This window comes from Winogradskyella algicola (assembly GCF_005869935.1).
Classification (GTDB): domain Bacteria; phylum Bacteroidota; class Bacteroidia; order Flavobacteriales; family Flavobacteriaceae; genus Winogradskyella; species Winogradskyella algicola.
In genome coordinates, this window is record NZ_SZQF01000001.1 from 581,924 (window position 1) to 603,417 (window position 21,494).

At 35.0% G+C, this 21,494-nt stretch carries 13 protein-coding genes; 2 read left to right on the forward strand and 11 right to left on the reverse strand.

Features of this window, described 5'->3' with window-relative positions:
- Nucleotides 1-13: 13 nt before the first annotated feature.
- Nucleotides 14-2,899 carry a TonB-dependent receptor gene (locus FC091_RS02490; RefSeq protein WP_138432696.1) on the reverse strand — a complete coding sequence of 962 codons (2,886 nt, stop codon included), beginning with the start codon at nucleotides 2,897-2,899 and terminating at the stop codon, nucleotides 14-16.
- Nucleotides 2,900-3,125: 226 nt separating this feature from the next.
- Between FC091_RS02490 and FC091_RS02495 the strand changes: the two genes are divergently transcribed.
- A complete protein-coding gene (locus FC091_RS02495) occupies nucleotides 3,126-4,211 on the forward strand; it encodes an endonuclease/exonuclease/phosphatase family protein (RefSeq protein ID WP_138432697.1) in 1,086 nt (361 codons plus the stop codon).
- 50 nt (nucleotides 4,212-4,261) lie between these two features.
- On the opposite strand, the gene FC091_RS02500 is transcribed toward FC091_RS02495, so the two are convergent.
- Both FC091_RS02500 and pbpC read right to left on the reverse strand, forming a co-directional pair.
- Nucleotides 4,262-4,702, reverse strand: coding sequence for a hypothetical protein (locus FC091_RS02500; RefSeq protein WP_138432698.1), 441 nt, complete (start codon nucleotides 4,700-4,702; stop codon nucleotides 4,262-4,264).
- Between the two features lie 240 nt (nucleotides 4,703-4,942).
- Nucleotides 4,943-7,294 carry a penicillin-binding protein 1C gene (gene pbpC / locus FC091_RS02505; RefSeq protein WP_138432699.1) on the reverse strand — a complete coding sequence of 784 codons (2,352 nt, stop codon included), beginning with the start codon at nucleotides 7,292-7,294 and terminating at the stop codon, nucleotides 4,943-4,945.
- 78 nt (nucleotides 7,295-7,372) lie between these two features.
- Between pbpC and FC091_RS02510 the strand changes: the two genes are divergently transcribed.
- Entirely contained in the window at nucleotides 7,373-9,424 is a 2,052-nt protein-coding gene (locus tag FC091_RS02510) for a T9SS type B sorting domain-containing protein (RefSeq protein ID WP_138432700.1), read from the forward strand.
- A 123-nt stretch (nucleotides 9,425-9,547) separates the two neighbouring features.
- Here the strand turns inward: FC091_RS02510 and FC091_RS02515 are convergent, their stop codons facing one another.
- From FC091_RS02515 to FC091_RS02550, 8 genes are all read right to left on the reverse strand, one after another.
- Nucleotides 9,548-9,919 carry an antibiotic biosynthesis monooxygenase family protein gene (locus FC091_RS02515; RefSeq protein WP_138432701.1) on the reverse strand — a complete coding sequence of 124 codons (372 nt, stop codon included), beginning with the start codon at nucleotides 9,917-9,919 and terminating at the stop codon, nucleotides 9,548-9,550.
- Nucleotides 9,920-10,024: 105 nt separating this feature from the next.
- On the reverse strand, nucleotides 10,025-10,876 hold the full coding sequence (locus tag FC091_RS02520) for an SH3 domain-containing protein (protein WP_138432702.1): 852 nt from the start codon (nucleotides 10,874-10,876) through the stop codon (nucleotides 10,025-10,027).
- A gap of 351 nt (nucleotides 10,877-11,227) precedes the next feature.
- Nucleotides 11,228-16,816 carry an alpha-2-macroglobulin family protein gene (locus FC091_RS02525; protein WP_138432703.1) on the reverse strand — a complete coding sequence of 1,863 codons (5,589 nt, stop codon included), beginning with the start codon at nucleotides 16,814-16,816 and terminating at the stop codon, nucleotides 11,228-11,230.
- A 333-nt stretch (nucleotides 16,817-17,149) separates the two neighbouring features.
- On the reverse strand, nucleotides 17,150-17,848 hold the full coding sequence (locus FC091_RS02530) for a DUF6090 family protein (protein ID WP_138432704.1): 699 nt from the start codon (nucleotides 17,846-17,848) through the stop codon (nucleotides 17,150-17,152).
- Between the two features lie 84 nt (nucleotides 17,849-17,932).
- The gene (locus FC091_RS02535; protein ID WP_171032422.1) at nucleotides 17,933-18,637 is read right to left on the reverse strand and encodes a DUF6090 family protein; all 705 of its coding nucleotides are present in this window, start codon (nucleotides 18,635-18,637) and stop codon (nucleotides 17,933-17,935) included.
- A 43-nt stretch (nucleotides 18,638-18,680) separates the two neighbouring features.
- Nucleotides 18,681-19,460: a DUF6090 family protein gene (locus FC091_RS02540; protein ID WP_138432706.1), complete on the reverse strand. Its 780-nt coding sequence runs from the start codon at nucleotides 19,458-19,460 to the stop codon at nucleotides 18,681-18,683.
- A gap of 5 nt (nucleotides 19,461-19,465) precedes the next feature.
- Nucleotides 19,466-20,206 (reverse strand): DUF6090 family protein, encoded by a 741-nt coding sequence (locus FC091_RS02545; protein WP_138432707.1) that lies wholly within the window; start codon nucleotides 20,204-20,206, stop codon nucleotides 19,466-19,468.
- A 90-nt stretch (nucleotides 20,207-20,296) separates the two neighbouring features.
- Nucleotides 20,297-21,376 (reverse strand): isoaspartyl peptidase/L-asparaginase family protein, encoded by a 1,080-nt coding sequence (locus FC091_RS02550; protein ID WP_138432708.1) that lies wholly within the window; start codon nucleotides 21,374-21,376, stop codon nucleotides 20,297-20,299.
- Between the last annotated feature and the right edge of the window lie 118 nt (nucleotides 21,377-21,494).

Below are 21,494 nucleotides of genomic sequence, written 5' to 3' on the forward strand. Positions count from 1 at the left end.
CTAACATAGCTTTTTAAAATCTTACATATACATTAAGGTAGTAAGTAGTACCATTTCCAAAGAAATACCTAGGGCCAAATATCGGACCATTGTCTCTAGACTGGTCTTCTTGCATACGACGGAAGTTAGCTAAACGTGATTGCTCAAAACCTCCTGTTTTATATTCTTCATTAAATACATTATTAATGGTTGCAAAGAAACCAACGAAATAATCATTGATTTTCCAAGATTTACCACCAATAATATTAACTAACATGTAGTCATCAAACTGTTCTTGTCTTAAAAGATCCTTTGCAATTGCTTCATCGTAGTCATTAAATGTGTTACCATCAAAATCTGAAGAGAAGTTTGCAGACCTTGCTAAGTTACTTACATCTAAATAAGCATTAGAGAAGAAGTTACTAGTAACTCCAATATTCCAATAGCTAGGATCTCTATATTCAAAACCTATTTGGAAAGCACGTTCTGGTCCTCCAGCTACGTGGTAACCATCTAAATTAGTTGTACCATCTCCAAAAGTAACCTGAGGATCTATATCGCTTCTATTTAAGAAATCTACACTGGTTAAGTACAAATTGGGATTGTTTTGAAATGTGTATTGACCAATAGATGCAGCACCTTTTAATTTAATTGTCGGTGTTACTTGTGCTTCAATACCAAACTCTAAACCAACATGTCTTCTTTCGATATTAGTTAATATTTCTTGTACAAAAGCATCTCCTGAATCAACACCTAAACCAGCTAAGTCTTCTGTAAAATAAAAACCTATATCAGAACCATCTTTAAACCCAGAGTAAAAACCTGTTAATCTAGCCTTCACAATAGGAGATCTAAAAATATAACTTACGTCTACAGATTGAATTTTTTCACTCTCTAACCCTATTACAGTTGCATTAGATTGTCTTGCATTACTAAAAGAGTTTCTGATTGAAGGTGCCTTTGTAAAGTAGCTTGCATTTACATCTACTAGGTGTTTACCGGTTACTTTATAAGTAAAACCACCTTTAATTCCGTAATTAGAGAAATCTAATTTATCACTGTCGCCAAAAGAACCATCATTACCACCTCCTTGGAAGAAGCCATTCTCATATAAACCTGTTCTTTGGTACGTTGTTTGCGATAAGTTAGCACCAACATAGAAGTCTACTTTGTTATATTTAAATTGCGCTTGTGCAAAACCACTTATAACGTTAGCATTCATTTCATAGTTGTACTTGTAACGGTCACCTTCACCAACAATACGATTAGGGTTTCTTACATCACTCTGAGCTAAATTTGCTGCAACTTCATCACTAATTGTAGAGTTGTCATCTTCTTCTGCAAAGAAGTCTACATCTAAGTAGCCTGTGCCACCAAGTAAATCTTCCAATCTTGCAAAATTTTCACTTTTAAGATTTCTATAGCTTACAGCAGCATTTAATCTAATATTGTCAGCTAAGTCTGCATCTAATATAGAGTTAAATGTTAATTGCTGATCTTTTACAACATCAGATTGGACAGCATATAAAGAATTTCCACCTTGATTTCTTAATAAAGCATTAGCTCCATACATACTATTCCAGTCTAATTGACCATCATTTATAAAGTCTTGTTGTGCTAAGTATGCTTGTTGGTAGTCGTAAGCTGTTGGGTTAGCATCTTGTAAGAAGAAACTAGGTAAATTTTGATAATACTCTGGTGTTGGGTTTCTTGCTCCACCTAAGTAAGCGTCTTCACCGTCTATGGTAACTAAACGCGTACCACCATTATCTATTCTAGAATTGGCAATTTCACCAAATTGATAAGCAACATTATTGTTTAATCTTACTTTATCAGATATTTTCCAATAATGATTGAGCATTAAAATAGGCTCATTGGTTTCACGCATTCTAGAATTACGCTGCTCACCATTTAAGTTTCCCCAAAATGGATTATATCGTCTTCCTTTTAAATCATATACTTCTTGTGTAATTGCCGTAGAACGTCCACGTCTGTTTTGAGCGTAGATACCTGTAAAGTTTAAACTATGATTTTCGTTCAATTGCTTTTCTACTGCAACAAATAAAGAGTTAGCGTCGTATAATGTTCCGTCAATGTAACCTTCTTCACCAAAACGTCTAGACCCTAAAACAGAGTAAGACCAGCCGCCTTCTAGCAAACCAGAACTATAGCTTGCCATAACTCTTCCTTGGTAACTTCTGTTTGCAGAAGCATAAGAGATGCGTCCTCCTCTTCTGTATTTAGAGGCACGCATTACAATGTTGTTAGTACCTGCTAAATCACCAAAGTTATAATCGTTAGCAGACATTCCCATTGAGAATTCTTGGTTTCGCTGAACATCATTTAAACCTCCCCAATTTGCCCATTGAGGTCTTCCGTTAAACTGCTTGTTCATCTCAATACCATTAATGAGTACTTTACCATTAGCATTGTCTAAACCTCTTGGTCTAAAGAATGTAGCGCTAAAGTCAAATGCTGCAGCACTTAAAAACACGTCTCTAGAGGCTTGTAAAAGACCAGAGATGTTGTCGGTTAAACCGTCATCTTCACTATTTAAATTATCATCTGAGATGGAAATAATAAAGAGGTCTTTTTTGTCACTTGTGTCAAAGTCTAGGGTCATACCGCTAATATCTACGGTTTGCCCTTGATTAACAATGATTGGGTAACGTTTGGTAACATATCCTACTTTTTCAATTTTCAGAACTTGCTCTCCTAAAGGAACGTTCTGAGTAAAACTAAACTCTCCTTTAGCATCGGTTTTCAAGGTCTGTTCAGTTTCTTCAATAGTAATAGTTACATCAGGAATTGGTTCTCCTGTTGTTCCGTCTAAAACACTTCCTTTAACAACTGTTTGCTGTGCAAAACTTGCTAAAGAGAAAGCGATTGAGAACAGAAATAATAAAAAACTTTTTTTCATACCTAATTTTAAATTGATTGTAATGTTAGATTAAATAATAGTTATTTAAGGCGTGCAAATGTACGTTATTTATAATAATTACATACTTTTGGCAAGCAATTTGCTTAGGATATAACAATTAGATAATATATCAACTATGAAACACCTAAGAAATAATATTGTTTGGATACAATCATCAAACTAAGGTGTTCCATCTGACCTAAACTTAAAAATAAAAAACTATCAGATGAAAATTTTAAAATCTCTTCTAACTCTGCTTGTAATAATCAGTGTTTTTAATGTTCAAGCACAAGAAGAAAAGCGCTTCAAAATACATACAGTAGCGTTCTACAATTTAGAAAATCTATTTGACACTATCAACGATCCATTAAAAAACGATGAGGCAAGCCCAATAATGGAAATGAAAGGAAATCGCGCTGAGGTGTACACAAAAAAGGTAAAAAATATGGCAAGAGTAATTGCCAATATTGGTGCAGACAAAGCAAATAATTCTCCTGCTATTATTGGTGTTTGCGAAATTGAAAACAGAGATGTGCTAGAGGATGTAGTTAACGACCCATTATTATTGGCTAAAGATTATGGAATTATCCACTACGAAAGTCCAGACGGCAGAGGTATTGATGTTGCTTTATTATACCAAAAAGAATTATTTAGACCTATTGACACTAGTACTCATGAACTTGTAATTTATGATGATGTTAGTAGAGATAGGATAAGAACAAGAGATCAATTATTGGTTAGCGGAAAGTTAGATGGTGATTTAATACATATTATTGTTAATCACTGGCCATCTAGACGTGGAGGTGAGGCTAGAAGTAGACCAAAACGTGTTGCCGCAGCAAAACTAAACAAGCGTATTATAGACTCCTTACAATCTATAGATCCATATGCCAAGATATTTACAATGGGAGATTTAAATGATGACCCAACTAACGAAAGTGTAAAAAAAGTACTAAAAGCAAAGAAGGATAAAAAGAAAGTACCGCTTAAAGGTATCTATAACCCATATGAGAGAATGTTTACTGATAAAGGATGGGGAACTACTGCTTATAGAGATGCCTTGAGCTTATTCGATCAAATTATGATGACAAAGCCATTATTAGAAGATGATTATTCTTCATTTAGATTTTGGAAAGCAGGTATTTATAATCCTTCTTACATGTTTAATAAAAGAGGACGTTACAAAGGTTATCCTTTAAGAAGTTTTGCAAATGGAGGCTTTACAAATGGATTTAGCGACCACTTCCCAGTATATGTATACCTTATAAAGGAAGTTAAAGAAGATTCTGAAGGAGTAACCGATAAAGGTTAATCCATTAGATAAAAATAAAAAGGCGCAAATTAAAATTTGCGCCTTTTTTATTAATTAAACCATAAATTCCAAGGAATCTTAGCTAGTACTAACACTAAAGCTAGAGTGTAAAAAATAGCTAGAAGCTTAAACTTGGGCTTAGAAACTAATTTCTTTTTATGTTTTGAGTAGCCAATAGTTACTAATGCTACTGCAATAATCATTGTTAAAGGATGCTCTACAATTAAATTTCTTAAAGCTGAATTTTTCATCACTTCTCCCATGCCGCCAACTTCTTTTATTGTCGAAAAATAATCTTTAGAGAAAAACAAAATAATTCCAATTAATAGCTGAATGTGCATTGTAATTAATGCAAATAACGAAAATCTAAAGTCTACAGGACTATATTCTTTTCCACTAAAAAACTTTATTAAAGCATTAAACGTTGCAATGACTAAGACTAGCAAAACAATGTATGCCCAACCAGAATGTACAAATTGTAGTGTTTCCATTTTACGTGTTTTGATGCAAAAATAAGGATTTGACTATATAAATAATAACTGTTAAGCATTTTGAGTACTTAAAATATGATTTGACGTCAGTTCGAGTAATTTTGAGGCACGAAAAATTGTATCGAGAACTTTTTATTGCAAAAATTCTGCTTCTCGATACAGATTTTTCTCATTTCAATCGAAAAACTCACTCGAAGTGACGAATTTTATTAAATACACAATAGGCATAAATAATATATTTTAATTAGCCACAGTTATCCTATGCTTTATTTCATTGCCCAAATCATCAACTACAGTAATTGTATGGTCGCCTTGCTGAGGTAAAATGGCCATGTCGTGTATGTCTTTTGTTGTTCCGATATATTGGTTGTCAATATACCAATATAGCGTCAACTCTGGTTTAGAGTGTGCTACTTTTAGAATTAAATCGTTGGTGTTACCATCAAAATCTTTGGGTAGAAAAATGGTATTTTGTTGATTTGGATAAATAAATTCCATGTGAATTGCTGAAGTTTCAACACAATCATTTCTAAAAGGCGGCAACGGTTTATAAAACGGATTTTTAGTTTTGAAATAATATTCCTGAAGTGGTGGTAAAACAAACCAAGATGTTGTTTTTAAGTTTGAAATAGTTTCACAAGAAGAATTCACTTGAAATTGCTCAGAAGTATCCAAATGAACAAGTTTGTGAAACGGACAAGGTGCTGTTTTTTGTCCAGAATTTTGAATAAATCTAAGCTCAACATCATCACAAACAGTTGAAGCTTGGTAGCCACTTTTCTTACAAATGCTCACTTCAATCATTTCGTCGTAAGGTCTAGCAAACCATTCACTTTTTGGTAGAATATCAAAAACATCAAACAAAATTGGTGCAGCAGTTTGTACACCAACCAAACCAGGACGACCTTCGCCATCAGCATTGCCGACCCAAACACCAACTACATGATTTTTCGTAGTACCAATGGCCCAAGCATCTCTAAACCCAAAACTGGTACCTGTTTTCCAAGCAATGTTTTGAGATGAGTCATAAAATTCCCAGCTTTCATCACTTTCAGGTCTGTTGACTTGTTTCATACTTTCAAACGTGAAATAGATGGACGCAGCATCAAAAACAGACTTTTCAGAAACCAGTTTTCCGAAGTCGACTTCAGATTCAAAGCTATAAATAGGTTCTACAAATTCGTTGGTAAAATATTCGCTGGAATTGTCATTAAAATGATTTAAGGTTGAAGTCATTGCTGCATAGCTTTTGCACAAATCCCAGAGGTTACTTTCGGCACCACCAAGCGCCAAAGACAAGCCATAATGATTGGCATTATATCTTAAATCCTTCAACTTTAATTGCTTCAAATAATGATAAAAACGGTCTAACCCAAAATCCTGAAGCATTCGTACAGCAGGCACATTCAATGAGCGTGATAAGGCTTCGTTAGCGTGTACTGCGCCATCGTAAGACTTGTCGTAATTTTCGGGTTGGTAACTGCCAAATTGTGTGGGAACATCAGCGACCAAAGTATGTGGTAATAAATCGCCAGCATCTAGCATAGCAGCATATAAAAACGGTTTTAAAATACTACCTGTACTTCTGGGTTTGTCAATAATATCCACACTTTTTTGATGTGCATTATCTGTTGGCGAATTACCAATATAAGTCAAGACTTTTCTGGTTTTAACGTCTAAAACCAATACAGAAATGTTATAAATCTCATTTTGTTTTAAGCTGTTGTAGTGTTGCTTTACAATATGATTAGCTTGTGTTTGTAAAGCAATATCAACCGTTGTTTTTAGTCGCTTACCTTTATTATGTTTAGCTACTTTTTGTAATAAATGCGGTGCAATTTGAGGTAAAGGATACGGTTTTTGTGGTAAAGTTTCAGCGATGGAAAGCTTGTAAGTGAGCTCATCTATAGTGCCATTGTCTAACAACTTTTTTAATAAGCGATTGCGTTTGTCTAGTAGTCGTTGTTGGTTTTTTCCTGGATAAATTAGACTTGGTGCATTGGGTAAAACCGCAAGGGTTGCACTTTCTGCCCAAGATAAATTAGAGGCCTCTCTATTGAAATAGCGCCAAGCTGCGGCATCAATACCAACCACGTTGCCTCCAAAAGGCGCGTGACTTGCATACAGTTTTAAAATATCGTCTTTAGAATGTCTGAACTCTAATCGTGTTGCTAGAATAAGCTCTTTTAGTTTTTCGAGATAGGTTCTAGATTGTCCTTTTCGAGATAAGCGAATCACTTGCTGTGTGAGTGTACTTCCGCCACGTTTTACAGAGCCAGAACTTATGTTTTGTTTTAAAGCTTTAAATATTGAAATAGGATTAAAACCAGGATGCTTATAGAAATATTCGTCTTCAAAAAGTAGAAGACAGGTTTTAAATTTCTCAGGTACACTGTCGGTTTCAGGAAATCGCCATTGACCATCGTCTGCAATTTTAGCACCTAATAATTCATTGTTGTTGCTTGTAATTACAGTAGCTGTTGGGTCTTTGAACAATATTTTAGGTAAACTGAAATAATAGATTGCAAAAAGAATCAAAATCACAATGGATTTTATCCTATTTCGCTTAAAATATCTAATTAACCTATACATGAACTATACAAAAGTGTTTTTTTGGTCTTTTTATCGAAAATTTAAAATTAAGACATAAACTTATCTATATATTTAAACGTGCAAAAATCCCTATTAGATCTTAAAGTCCTATTTTTTTTATGTTTTTCTCTAACAACAGGGAAAGCAGTTGCCCAATTAGGGTTTTGCCAAGGAAATTCTGGTGATCCAATTTTTGTTGAGGATTTTGGTGTAGGTATCCAAGATACTTCATTACCAGCTGGTACAACAACTTACACTTATGCAAATGGACAGCCACCAGATGATGGTTTATACACAGTGTCAAGTAATTCAAATTATTTTGATTGGTTTGATGTAGATGATCATACTCCAAATGATACTAATGGGAGAATGTTGATTATTAATTCAGATTTCACCTCTGGTGAGTTTTACAGAGCAACTATTTCCGGTTTGTGTGAGAATACAACTTATGAGTTTTCGTCTTGGATGATTAACCTATCTCCTTCAAATGGTTTTTGTAGTCCAAATACTATTCCTATTAATGTTAGATTTGAAATATGGGATAGTTCAGATACCAATCTTTTAGCTTCTGGTGACACAGGTGATATTACAAGTACTATAACACCAGAATGGAATCAATATGCACTCGTTTTTCAATCTAATCCAGGTCAGACTTCGGTGATACTTAAAATGCTTAATAATGGATCTGGTGGTTGTGGTAATGATTTAGCGCTCGACGATATAGTCTTTAAGAGTTGTGGCGATTCTATTATAGTAGAGGATTCTGTAAATGCTAATTCAACAGAATTATGTGCAAGTCAAATACCTTTTTCTGATACGATAACGGCAACTCCAGATAATGTGGTTTTTAGCGAGCATTTTTATCAATGGCAGATCAGTACAGATGGTGCTAATTGGTCTGATATTACTGGTGAAACTAATGAAACATTTATTATAAACGATATTACAACCACAGCGTACTTCAGGGCAAAGGTTGCTGAGTTTGCTGCAAATTTAAATGATGCTGATTGTATTACTTTTTCGGATATTTATACAATAATTGTTAATGAAGTTCCTCAACCTCCAAATATTGAATGTTGGCAAACTATAACTTTTGATGATACACTTTGTGATTGGATAGTAACTGGCACACAGCCAAATCCACCTACAGATTTAGAATGTTGGGAAACAGCGACTTTCAACAATACAAGCTGTACTTGGGAAGTAACAGGATCACAACCGGAAATGCCAGAACTAGAATGTTGGGAAACAACTACATTTAATAATGATACTTGTGAATGGGATATTACAGGAACACAACCTGAAGCGCCAACAGATATTGAGTGCTGGGAAACACCAAATTTTAATAATGATACTTGTTCATGGGAAGTTTCAGGAACACAGCCTGAGCCACCTCAAGATTTGCTTTGTTGGCAATCGGTTGTATTTAATGATGATATTTGCGATTGGGAAATAGAAGGTACACAGCCAATAGAGTCTAGAGAAGAGTTTGTATCGTTTTGTGAGGGAGGAGAAGTTACACTCTATGCCACTTCAGACATTGTTAATCCACAATATCTATGGGATTCTGGTGAGATGACTAGTTCTATAACAGTAGATATGGCAGGTAGTTATAGTGTTGAAGTAACGGATGGATGCTTAACTGACATTATAACTTTTACAGTAACAGAAATAGAAATTCCTGAAATAGAAAGTATAACCACTGATGGTAGATCGATAATTGTAAATGTATTGAACAATGGTGATTATCAATATTCTCTAGATGGTGTAAACTATCAAAGTAGCAATACATTCAATAATCTATTAAGTGGTTTGTATACTATTTATGTAAAGTCTTCTGATTGTGATTTTGTGATATTTCAAGATCACTTACATTTTTACATTCAGAAGTTTATAACGCCAAATGGAGATGGTGATAACGACTTCTTTATTTTTAATGTAGCACCGTTTTTTACGTCTTCAGAAGTCTATATTTTTGATCGATACGGAAAACAATTGTACAGTGCCATAAACTCCAATGTGTTTTGGGATGGAACATATAATGGTAGTCCTCTTCCGGCATCTGATTATTGGTATAGAATTGTTTTGGATGGACAAGAAGTTAAAGGACACTTTGCTGTAAGGCGCTAATTGAATCGTCATTGCGAACCCAGTGAAGCAATCTGTTTCTTGTGTTTGAGATTACCATACATCGACTGAGCTCAGTACAGGCTATTATTCGTGCCTCATTCCTCGTAATGACAGTTTGTTATTTTATTCTCGAGATTCCTGCTTTCGCAGGAATTGGTACTCACGTTCAACTTTACAAATTTTTACATTGTACCAATTATACCATTGCTCACGTCCTTTTTGTTGTGCGAGTAAATGTTCAGTATTGGCTTTCCAGCTTTTTATGGCTTCTAAATTTTTCCAATAACTGACCGTTATTCCAGTACCTGCACTGAGCGTGTCACACTGAGCTTGTCGAAGTGCAGTCGAAGTGTTGCGAGCACTATCAATTCCAATAAAACCTTTTTGTTGTCTGGCTAAGGCTTCCATTTTTTCAGCCATTTCTGAGTAGCCTTCAGTGTCATCGGTTTGGGTTGATGTGAATATGACTGCGTAGTAATTTTGTTTATCCTTCATATTTTGTTTTAATAAAACACCCCTAAAGTCCCCTCAAGGGGACAGCCCTCAAAAGTTTAGTTATAACTATTGTCCCCTTGAGGGGACTTTAGGGGTGTAATTTAGTCAAGAGCCTTTTGGCATCTCAAATTCAATGATTTTTTCTGTTACATTATCTTCAAAATCGGTTAAAATCATTTTGATAAATACACGATTTGTCGATACACTCACAGGAAAGTCTTTAACATTATCAATGGTCTTTACATAATTCAACCAATCTTCGCCGCACTTATCTACCACATCATCTTTTAAATCTTTTGTTGCTGTTTCAATAAAAGTAATCCAATCCTTTTCAGTGTATGTCAAAGTCTCATAAGTGTTAGAATTGAGTTGCTTTAATGGCTTCCATTCGGTGTCAAATTGTGTCCACTCGTTAGTGTTGCATTTAGCATCAGCACTCATAAATGAGAAACTATTTTCATAACGTTGAAACAAGCTTACGTGCTTATAGTCGCTATCTACTAAAACGATATTTTTACCTTCTGGCGTTGCGTCTGCGTCAACATTGATGGTTGCTGTTTCGCTATTGTTTAAATCGTGCGAACGCTTGTAATCACTCGTTGCTAAATTTTTAATTTCAACGTTTAAATCTTTTAATTTCAGACGAATGGTTTTGGCAATTTTTTCTGATGATAAATAGCCATCAAACACATAACCAATATGGTTTCTGGTTTCCACCTTAACCCATTCGCCACTTACTTTTTCGCCAGCATCGAGTACAACCAATTGTTTATTGGTTTTTTCTAACACACCAATGGCTTCGCCATAGGCTAATTTTGTTAGCATTTTACCGCTAACATCAGGCTGATCTCTCATAGACAATCCGCTTTCTGCCGATACATAAGCGTTTTGTTGTGCTGTTACTACTAGGATGTTGAATACAAATCCAATCGCTAAAATCATTTTTAAATTTTTCATTTTTTCTAAGTTTTAAATTGAACATTTTAGCGGTTTGTTCTCTTTGGATGCTTGTCTTCCGGACGACAAGTAGTTTAGCTTTGTTTTTGTCATTCTGAACTGTCACACTGAGCTGTCAGGCTGAGCTTGTCGAAGCCTTGTCGAAGTGTTGATTCAGAATCTATTTTAAATTAGTTCAGTCTTTTCAAGTTTCGTCATTTCGAGTGAATTTCAAGCTATTTATAGGTTGAAATTAGTATCGAGAAAAAGAAACCTTTTTTACTTCTATTTGTTCTCGATACAATTCTGACTTTTAGTCAGAATCACTCGAACTGACGTTACTTTTATGAGATTCCTGCTTTCGCAGGAATTTTACTTTTCAACAGTAACCCATTGCCCTTTGTTGCGCACTAAATAATCGTCATTATCATACATTGCTTCGGCTTGCGCACCTGGTAAATAGTAGGTGCCTAAATACGAGGCATTGAGCATTACTGTAAAGGTCTTTGTGCCACGTGTGCCGCTTCTGTCCATATCAAAGAAGAAGTTGACGCGGTCGTCTCTAATATCTGTATATCTGGCTTGGCTTACCGTTGTGTCACCAAAATCTGTAAAACGTGTGTTGACGATATCCCAACCAGATGGGAAAATCTGAGTCAGCGCTACATCATTTACATAATCACTCGTGAGGTTAGAAATGCTTACCGTTGCCACAAAATCTTGACCTTGCTGTAATTTGCGAACATCAATTATGTTGCCTTGTAAATCTTTATAGACTGTTGAAATTGAAAAACCACGCTGAACGGGAAGTTCTTCCCCTAATTTCAGTTTTCCAGAGTTTAAAATTCTTACATAGACCATATTGTCTCTGCTATTATTGACTGTAATTTGATTTGCGCCATCATTCACAGGAATGTTACGTTGAGCAATACCATTTTTAGTATCAATAGTTTCCGATTTTCCGTTTATGGAATAGCTTAGTTTTAAATCTTTTCCGCCATTTTCAACAATAAGTTTACCCATTGCCAATAAACTGTAGGCTGTGGTTTGCGTGCTCATCCATTGGTCACTGGATAACGATTTTGCAATGCTTTTTGCCAATTCTACTTTTTTAGAATCGTTGGTAAGCAGCATAGCTTCCAAAGCCATTGCTCTGTTTCTGTGTAACGAACCGTATGTGTAATTATCAGAATTGATAGGTTGAAAATCAATATTTGCCGTTTTTGCTATCGCTTGACTCGCTTCTTTTTGTCCTGCCAAAGCATAAGCTGCAGCCAATCGCCATTTAGCATCATTCGAAATGTCTTCAAACTCACGTAATCGGTTCATACTTGCTAAATCTGGACTTCCTGCCAATGCTAACGTGTACAATCTGTAGGCTTGTGTTAAGTCACTATGGTAATGTCTGTAACTTGGTCGCCAGTTGCGAGCTGCTTGGCGTTGGTACGCAATCCAGTTGCTCTTGAAAATCAGAGGTAAAACAAACCCTTTCTTTTCGGCTTCAATCATAAAATGGCCTGCGTAACTCGTTCCCCAATCACTTGCGGTTCGCTCGCCGCGCCAATACCCTAATCCGCCATCAGGATTTTGGAAGGTGCCTAAACGACGAATACCATTTTCAATATTTTGCTGTACTTCTTTTTTCTTTTTGTCCGTTAAGTCAAAAATATCTGTTAAGTACAACTGCGGAAATACACTAGACGTGGTTTGTTCAACACAACCATAAGGATAACGAATGAGATATTCCATACGTTTAGAGAAATCCATTGGCGGCAAGGTTGAAAATTCTACCGTTGCATAGTTGGTGCTAGGTTCGCCAAAGGTTGAAAATTCTATCGTTTGATTACCATTGGCAGCCAATTCCTTATCAATAACACGAGAGGTGATTGGGTTAGGATTTTCAACATCAATCTCTACTTTGTAGTTGGACTTTTCGCCATTTCCTGTAGCGATGACTTCAATCGTATTGATACCTTTTGCTTTGGAAACATCCAATTCAAAATACACCATTTTTTCATCTGGTCTATCAAATTGAAGCGATTGTGTTTGCTGACCTTTTACCGTAATACCATCACTTAATTTTAAGGATAGGTTGACGTTTTTCACTTTGTTTTCCATTGCAAAAACGGTAACCGGAAGCGTTACTTTTTCGCCAGGACTTAACTTACGCGGTAAAGTAGCCAAAACCATCAAAGGCTTTTTAACCTGAACAGATTTTTCAGCACTTCCGTAGGCTTCTTTGTTATTGTTTCCTGCCACAACCATTGTGCGCACAGCACCAATATAGTTTGGCATTTTAAGCTGATGTGTTTTGGTTTGCCCTTCTTTCAACAAGAATGGTCCTAGATAAGTTACCACAGGTTTAAAGCGATTGGCTTTTTTGTTTTTGCTTTTGGCTGCAGAACCATCACCACCAATGGCAAACACTTGGTCTATACTACCAGAATACGCACCAATAACATCGTCAAAAATATCCCAAGTTTTTACACCTAAGGCTTCACGAGCGTAGAAACTATCCCAAGCATTTGGTGTTTTAAAACGGGTTAAATCGAGTAAACCTTCTTCAACAACTGCAATAGTGTAAGTCATTGGTTTGTTATTCTTTTCAGATACTTTTATCTCGTACGATTGCTCAGGTCTAATAACTTCTGGCATCTTAATTTGCGGCTCTAATTTGGTAGCAGGATTTTCTACCATCATAGGAATAACACCATACAAACGAATCGGTAAATCGTTAGAAGTTATAGCGTGAGGCTGCAGCAACGAAATATTGATAAATACGTTTGGTGCCATTTCTGGCGTTACAGGAATATCAACTGTAGTCTCGCCAGGTTGCGTTTTTACCCATTGGTGTTTTAAAACTTCCGTGCCATTTTCTATGCTGATTAACGCTCTACCTTCACTACCAGATGGAAAGGTAAGTTTTGCCGTTTCGCCAATAGTATAGTTGTCCTTGTCGGTTGAAAAGACTAACATTTTAGCCGCATCCTTGTCGCCAGATGGCGAATTAGACCACCAATTTTTATAGAAATATGCTGTACGACCAGTAGCGTGACCACTTACTGGGTCCACAATTCTGATGAGGTAGCGTCCACGGTCTTTTTCAGGAATATTGATTTTGAAGCTCGCTTTACCTGAAGCATCTGTATCAATTTCATATTGTTGCATTGGTCTGTGGTAATTGCTAGACACGTAGCTTGATAGGTTATCATAAGAGGAATTCCACCACCAACGCCATTCAATTTTATAGATTTTCACTTCTAATTTTTTGCGCTGAACAGGTTTTCCGTTGGCATCAACTGTAGCAATATCAAAGGTGTGATTTTCGTCTGTAAAGAAAGAATCGTAACGATTGCCTTCAGGCGAACGCAAACCAACAAAACTCTCGTAAGGTGCATACGGAACCGTGAATGCATCGAGTGAAAAATCGCCACCATTTTCAAAAGCACGAACCAGGAATTGTGCGTTTAACATTCCAGGTGCATTTTTCCCAATGTTTAATGTTGAATTTACTTTTGCATTGCCTTCAGTATCAAGATTACCTTCAAAAACATTGGTTTCTTCCGTACTGAAATTACGTGTTGGGTCGTTGAATTCATAGTTTTTATAACCATCAAAACTGGTGTATTTTGTGGTGAATTTCGCCTTAATTTCAGCTTTTAAATTTTTTGCAGGTGCACCGTGAAGCCAAGCCACATTCAAATCGCCTTGAAGCGGTTTGTTGTTGCTGAGCACCTTGTCTTCAAAATCGATTTTAATTTTTAAACGGTTTGGTTTTACCGTTTCAATTTTTAAACTTTTGGTAAAATTGGCACCACCAACCGAGACTTTAGCATTGTAATTTCCGGTTTTATAATCTGATGAAGTAGGCACTTTAAAATCATAGAAGTTGTTGAGATTGTCGGTCGAAACTTTACGATAGACCAATTTGCCGACTGGATCTGTGATTTCTAATTTTACAGGATGGCGTTTTGGTAATTTGTTCGCTTTGTCATTAAGCACAAAGGTTAAAAACAGACTGTCACCAGGTCGCCAAACACCACGTTCGCCATAAATGTAGCCTTTAAGACCACGTTGCAATCTGCTTCCAGAGACATCGAATTTACTTAGAGAGAGTGCGTTGCCATCAAACAATTTTACATAGCTTATGTTGTTGCCTTTTTCAGCAACCGCAAAAGCTGCACGTTTTTTGGCGTCAATTTCTACAATACCATCTTGATTGGTAATACCTTCTGCCAAAGCTTGCTGTTGATAGTTGTATAATGTGATTTTTGTTCCAGATTCTGGATTAGTATCTAAAATATTGGTCACTGCAAAAAAGTAATTGTTATCGTTGCCTTGCTTTGCAATAACACCAAGGTTAGAGCCAATAAGGTTGGCAGCAATGCCTTTGTTGCCGTAGTTGAAATACGATGCTGTACACGGATTATTTCTTTCGCGATAATTGTAATTTCTGTTCTTATAGCTATAAGTAAGATTGTCCCAATAACGCTCTTCTCTTAAGTCTTGCTCTTCTTCGGAAATGTCTTCGGAAGCATAAACATCATCCTCATAATAGTCGTCGTAATAATCATCATAGTAATCGTCTTCATCAACATCTGAAGTTTCAACATTTGACGAACAATCGTATAAAGAGTAGTCTTTTTTGAAGTCGATTTCCACACGATAAATAGCACCAGCATCTGCTTGTAAATATTTAGATAAATCGATGCTGTAGGCTTTCCATTTTCCTGTGTTTTGAGATGGATTTTGAATAAGTGTTATGGTTTCTTTGGCAATGCGACGGCCAACATTTCTAATCGCGTAACTATTGTCGCTATTGAGGTTATTGTCTTGTAAAAACTGAAGTACATTATCTTCAAAAAGTTTGATGATTCTTACATCGACTTTACTCAAATTAACGGCTTCAAAATTGAATTTTAAGTCTTTTGAATTTGGTAAAATAGAACCACTGCTTATTAAACGTACCTGAGGTTTTAATTCTTCAAAAGTTAAGGTTTGGGTATACTGATTTTTAAGTTTGAAACCATCGGTATTTTTAATTCCTGTGAATACATCAACTTTAATGTTGCCAACCAACTTAGTGTCTGGATACACTTTTAGCACATTACCATCGACGATGTATTTTGGGTTTTTTACATTTTGAAGTGTTACCAAACCGGCAAAATTTTGTTGCTTTTGTAGTGGGTCTGAAAAGTTGATGGTTAGGTGCTGCTCAGGATTTTGAATTACATTAGTTTCTATAATGGTAAAGTTGTTTTTGCCAGGAATGTTGAGGTAGTTTTCCCCTTTATTATCTGCGTTAATAGCTTTGCCATCCCAAGAGACAAGGACTTTGTTATCTTCAATCTCGCGCTTAATACTATCGATTTTAAATTCGAAATAACGAGAAGTATCATTGCTTTCTAACCATACAATATTGAGGTCTTTGTTATTTTGAGAAGCTTCTACCAATTTTTTAGCGTCCTCTAGAGCAATAACATCTGCCGATTGTAGCGTTCCTAAAACATATTGCCATTCTTTACTGTACGATTGCACATTGTTGGTAATAAGGTTGAAACTTGGTCTTATGGTTTTAAACTGAAAGGTATAATACTCAAAATCTTTTGGGATATTTTTATAGATGTCAGCTAAATTTACCGTTACCGTGTATTCGGTGTCTGGCTCTAGGTTTTCGTCTGGCGTAAATACAAGGGTGTGCTTGTTTAATGCTTTTAAAGAACCTTCAACATAAGGATGTGTTTTTACGATTTTGGCATCAATGCTTTGCTCTGCTTCCCAACCGCTAACTTCTTCAGCTAAATTAATTTTTATTGGGTCAGCTACAGAGACACGACCAGAAGTAGTGTAGCTGACATAATCACGAAATTTGAAAATGTTATCAGTTTCAACAGGCTTCTTTTTACAGGAAAAAACGATTAGGATGAGAGCTAGGAAGGCAAGGTGCTTTTTGATGCGCATAGTTGATGATGGTATTAAATAAAACTTCAGTAAAAAGAAAGGTAGGTGCATTCTTGTTAAATAAATACTTTGTTTTTTACAGGTTTAGACTTTGAGTGTTTGTTAAATTGTTCTTAAAGTTACAAAAGAAGACTATGGATATGCTATAACTATTTATATAACATGAGGAAACTTTCGAGTTGGGGTTATACCTGTCTGATAGCAACGTAGAATCAGAAGTCATAACAATTATTAAAAAAGCGTTCTCGATACATTTTGCATTTTACTTAGAGAACTCAGTAAAAAGCAAAACACTCGAACTGACGCTTGATTATTAAACTGAAATTATTGATTTTATTTGAGCTTTTGTGTAATTAAGGAATCAACTTTTTGCATCTGGTTATAAGTCTGAATAAACATTGAAGATATTTCATACTCAATATCTGCTATAATCACCAAATTATTTTTAAATCTCAAAGACTCTAATGTTTTATAAGAGATAATGTTTAAAGAGCTAAAATCAACATCGTTGTTTAAGGCTTCAAAAACGTATTTGATTTTTAAATCTAAACCCTTGGTTGAGGATAAATGTAAATCGTTTTGATAAAACTCTAATGTGGCTAGCTCTTTGCTCAGCTCTGAATTTTTAGCATTGTAGGTATTTATATAATTTACAAGATTACTTTGTATAAAAGTATAAGCAGCTGACCGTAAGATATTACCGAGTTTTTCTTGTGTTAATTCACTTTTTGATTCTAGGTTTTTACTCTCAAGTAATTTAATAAAACTCTCAACTGCATCAGGCATCTCTTTTCTTAGTTCGAGATGGTCTTCGATAGAGGCCATGTTCAAGCTATTTTCTTCTTGCAGTTTACTTAAAAGGACAATTTCATTATTTTTTGCTTTTCTATTTTCATTCCAATTATTAATCGCTAGGGCTATGAGTATTCCAATGACTACTAGTAATACTTCACCAAAAGCGTATTTAAAATAATTTTTCATTTTATTTTGGTTGATTAGTGAGCGACGAATATGACGAAAGAATTTTATCATAGTTTTATGTTCTATTTTCAATTTGTATCCTCATCAAAGATGCACTGAATCTTTAATTTCAGATAGTTTAAAGAACTTTATCATTTAATTTTGTAATTGTTCATTTATAAGTTTTAGCAGTGCTTTTATTTCGGTATCGAGTTCTAATCGCCTTTCTATAATATCTTTTGTAAGTGTTAATTTCATTCCTAAAAGATTTCTCACTTTTTTGTTTTTCAGAATCTCTTCATAATCTATGGAAACTTCATTGGCGTTATTAATTTCAGGGATTTCAAATTTTAGTAATTGAATAAAATTGATATTGTTTTCTGAAATATTGTCAATCCTTATTTCTTGAACATTTAATCTATCATCTAAAATATCTGCTAATCTGTTGTACTTAAAATCTAATTGAGTGAATTTCTCACTTATCAATTTGTTCTTTATTAATCCTAATTGATTGGTGTTTTTTAGATTTAAGTATGTTGTTAACGTTGGTAAGTCTCTCTGCAAATCCCAAACTGCTATTTTGAAAATTGAATCGGTAATTTGCTTTTTATAAGACCTGTTATTTTCGCTTGCTACATTTATAGATTTGATAAGAATTTGTTTTAATTCAATTTCTCGGTTAATTAGTGCTTTAGACTGTTCTTCAGCTTGTTGTAAATTGTCTCTTAAACTCTTTAATACTGAAATTTCTTGGATACTACTTTTTCTGTTTTCGTTCCAATTATTTATTTGTAGCGCAATGAGAATTCCAATTACCACAAGTAGTATTTCACCAATGGCGTATTTAAAGTATTTTCCCATTTGATTTTTTTGGATTAGTGATTTGCGGATATGACGGAAGAATTTAATCATTATGATTTTGGCATTTTAAATTGAGCAACTCAATCATTGCAACTATTTCTTTTTTAAGCAATTGCAATAATTGTTTGTTGCGAGAGTTGATGCCTAAATAAAAGACAGCGTCGTTCGTCATTTTCAACCTCATGTCATCTGTGAAATTCACCTTTGATTTTAGTTCTTTTAGATTAACTTTTGACGTGTCAAAGGCATTAACGTTTTCTATGAGTTTTATCCATCCAGAGCTTATAACGTCTTCCATTTCTAAAAAGCGTTTATCCGTAATTGACTTTCCGTTACTTTCTATAACAGCACTTGTATTTGCTAAAGTCTTGTAATAGTCTGCTAATTGATTTTTTAGAGATAAATCTTTGATAATATTTAAGTTTCCGCTAGATTTTATGTCCTCAAAAGCATCTGTAGTGGCGGTAATATTTCTAATTGAGTATTTTATAGATTTTAGAATAAGTGGTGAGATGCTGTCTAAAGGCATTGCATCGTTCTGTAATCTCTGGATTGCGGTGTTATTGACTTCTATTCTTTCATTTAATAGAGCCAAATAATCTCTATAGTTTATCAAATCTTGATTAACATCCTCGAGTAACCTGCAATAATATTGTGCTTCTAATTTTTGGTCTTTCTTAGTTTGGTTCCAATCGTTAATCTGAAGGGCGATCAAAATTCCAATAACAACCAAGATGATTTCGCCAAAAGCATATTTAAGGTATTTTCCCATTTTATTTTCACTCATGAGGTTGTAGCGTATTTGTCTGAAGAATTTAATCATAGCTATTATTTTAGATTAGTATTAATTAAATTCAGCAAACGTTTTATGTCTTCTGTAGTTATTTCTAAATATTCATTCTGACCATCTATAACTAAAGTCATATTAAAAAGATTGGTATAAACTTGTGTATCACTATGTATGTTAACTTCTGAAATATCGGGTAAATTAGAGTGGTCGCGTTGCGTTAATTGTTTCAAGAGTTGTCTGTTGCCCATTTTAGGCATAATGTCATCTACAAATTGGCGCGTTGTCTCTTTAATTCGCTCTTGGGTGAGATTCAAGTTTCTTCTTTGATAGTAAAGTGATAAGTTTTTTCTTAACTCCATATCGGTAATAAGATCAATATTTTCTGAGGCAATCATGTTATCAAAAGCAATAGCGTTGGGCTCAAAAACGTCAAATTCATTCATTACTGACATATACTCTGCAATTGCAGGCACATATCTTTCAGGGTTAGACTGTTCTAACACTATAAATGTTGAGTCTATTTTTGAAGTTTTTAAAGCATTAAATTCTTTGACCTCTTTTATCCTTTCTAAATCACTGTTTAAGCTTATTCTAATTTGTTGTAAATAGACTTGCTCTTTGGATTTTAATAATCGCTTGGTGTTCCAGTTATTGATTTGAAGTGCAATTAGGATTCCTATTACCACGAGGACTATTTCACCAATGGCATAGATTAGATATTTACTGAATTTGTTTTCAGAAAGAAGTCGTTGACGAATTCGCCTAAAAAATTTAATCATTTACTTTCTCTAAGTTGAAAGCAAATTAGGTTGATGGTGTAGCTGAGGTTGGTTAACTATTTGTGTATGAATATAGTAAATTGTTACAAACTATTGCTCATATATCCCAATGGTTAATTCTCCTTTGTCATTCATTGTGGCTCTGTACATACCAGCCGTATTAAAATCGGCTACCATATTTCCGTTTTTATCTACAGCAACAATACCACCATCGCCACCAAGTGTCTTAACTTTATCGAGAACAATTTTGGCCGCTTCTTTCAAGCTCAAACCTTTGTATTCGATAAGTGCAGAAATATCATGAGCCACCTGTGCTCTTATGAAGTATTCTCCCCAACCAGTACTCGATACGGCACAGGTTGCATTATTGGCATACGTACCAGAGCCAATGATTGGCGCATCGCCAATTCTGCCGTAGCGTTTGTTGGTCATACCACCTGTTGAAGTACCAGCAGCAAGATTTCCATTTTTGTCGAGTGCTGCACAACCAACAGTTCCAAATTTTGAATCTTTAATATCAGCATCGTAAAAGTCTAAGTAGGCAGACTCCGTATCAACTTTACCTGCGTTTTGAGCTTCTCGCGCTTTAACACGTTTTAGGGATTTTAGTCGGTTTTCTGTATAAAAATAGGATGGGTCAACAAGTGTTAGACCTTGTTCTTCTGCAAAGATTTCAGCACCTTTTCCTGATAGCATCACGTGTTTGGATTTTTCCATTACAGCTCTTGCTAAATTAATAGGATTCCTAACTGTTGTAGTGCCTGCAGATGCACCAGCGTTTAGGGTTTTTCCGTCCATTATTGAAGCATCGAGCTCGTTCGTTTCAGCATTGGTAAAGACAGCACCTTTTCCAGCATTAAACAAAGGTGAATTTTCCATCACGTTGATCGTTTTTTCAACAGCATCAAGACTACTTCCTCCATTTTTCAGAATGTTATAGCCAACTCTTATGGCTTCTTCGAGTTTTGCTTTGTAAGCTGCTTCTTTTTCTGGAGTCATATTCTTTTTCAGAATAGTGCCTGCACCACCGTGAATGATAATGGCAAATTCGGCAGCTTTAACTTCCGAAGTGGATGTAGTTACAGATTTATTTTTAATTTCAGAACTATTCTCATTTTTACAAGAGAAATAAAGCGAAAACGCAAGAAGACAAATAAGAAGTTTTTTCATGATATTAAGTAGTTTTGTAAGTGCTTTAAAGTTACGTTATAAAGTCTCAGACTTCAAGTTAAACTGATAAATTATTAGTAACTTCGTGGCAAATTTTAATAATTCATAAAAAAAAGAC

Bases quoted from the DNA above. Each gene is read 5' to 3' on its own strand.
- FC091_RS02490 (WP_138432696.1), bottom strand. From the start codon at position 2,899: ATGAAAAAAAGTTTTTTATTATTTCTGTTCTCAATCGCTTTCTCTTTA.
- FC091_RS02495 (WP_138432697.1), top strand. From the start codon at position 3,126: ATGAAAATTTTAAAATCTCTTCTAACTCTGCTTGTAATAATCAGTGTT.
- FC091_RS02500 (WP_138432698.1), bottom strand. From the start codon at position 4,702: ATGGAAACACTACAATTTGTACATTCTGGTTGGGCATACATTGTTTTG.
- pbpC (WP_138432699.1), bottom strand. From the start codon at position 7,294: ATGTATAGGTTAATTAGATATTTTAAGCGAAATAGGATAAAATCCATT.
- FC091_RS02515 (WP_138432701.1), bottom strand. From the start codon at position 9,919: ATGAAGGATAAACAAAATTACTACGCAGTCATATTCACATCAACCCAA.
- FC091_RS02520 (WP_138432702.1), bottom strand. From the start codon at position 10,876: ATGAAAAATTTAAAAATGATTTTAGCGATTGGATTTGTATTCAACATC.
- FC091_RS02525 (WP_138432703.1), bottom strand. From the start codon at position 16,816: ATGCGCATCAAAAAGCACCTTGCCTTCCTAGCTCTCATCCTAATCGTT.
- FC091_RS02530 (WP_138432704.1), bottom strand. From the start codon at position 17,848: ATGATAAAATTCTTTCGTCATATTCGTCGCTCACTAATCAACCAAAAT.
- FC091_RS02535 (WP_171032422.1), bottom strand. From the start codon at position 18,637: ATGGGAAAATACTTTAAATACGCCATTGGTGAAATACTACTTGTGGTA.
- FC091_RS02540 (WP_138432706.1), bottom strand. From the start codon at position 19,460: ATGATTAAATTCTTCAGACAAATACGCTACAACCTCATGAGTGAAAAT.
- FC091_RS02545 (WP_138432707.1), bottom strand. From the start codon at position 20,206: ATGATTAAATTTTTTAGGCGAATTCGTCAACGACTTCTTTCTGAAAAC.
- FC091_RS02550 (WP_138432708.1), bottom strand. From the start codon at position 21,376: ATGAAAAAACTTCTTATTTGTCTTCTTGCGTTTTCGCTTTATTTCTCT.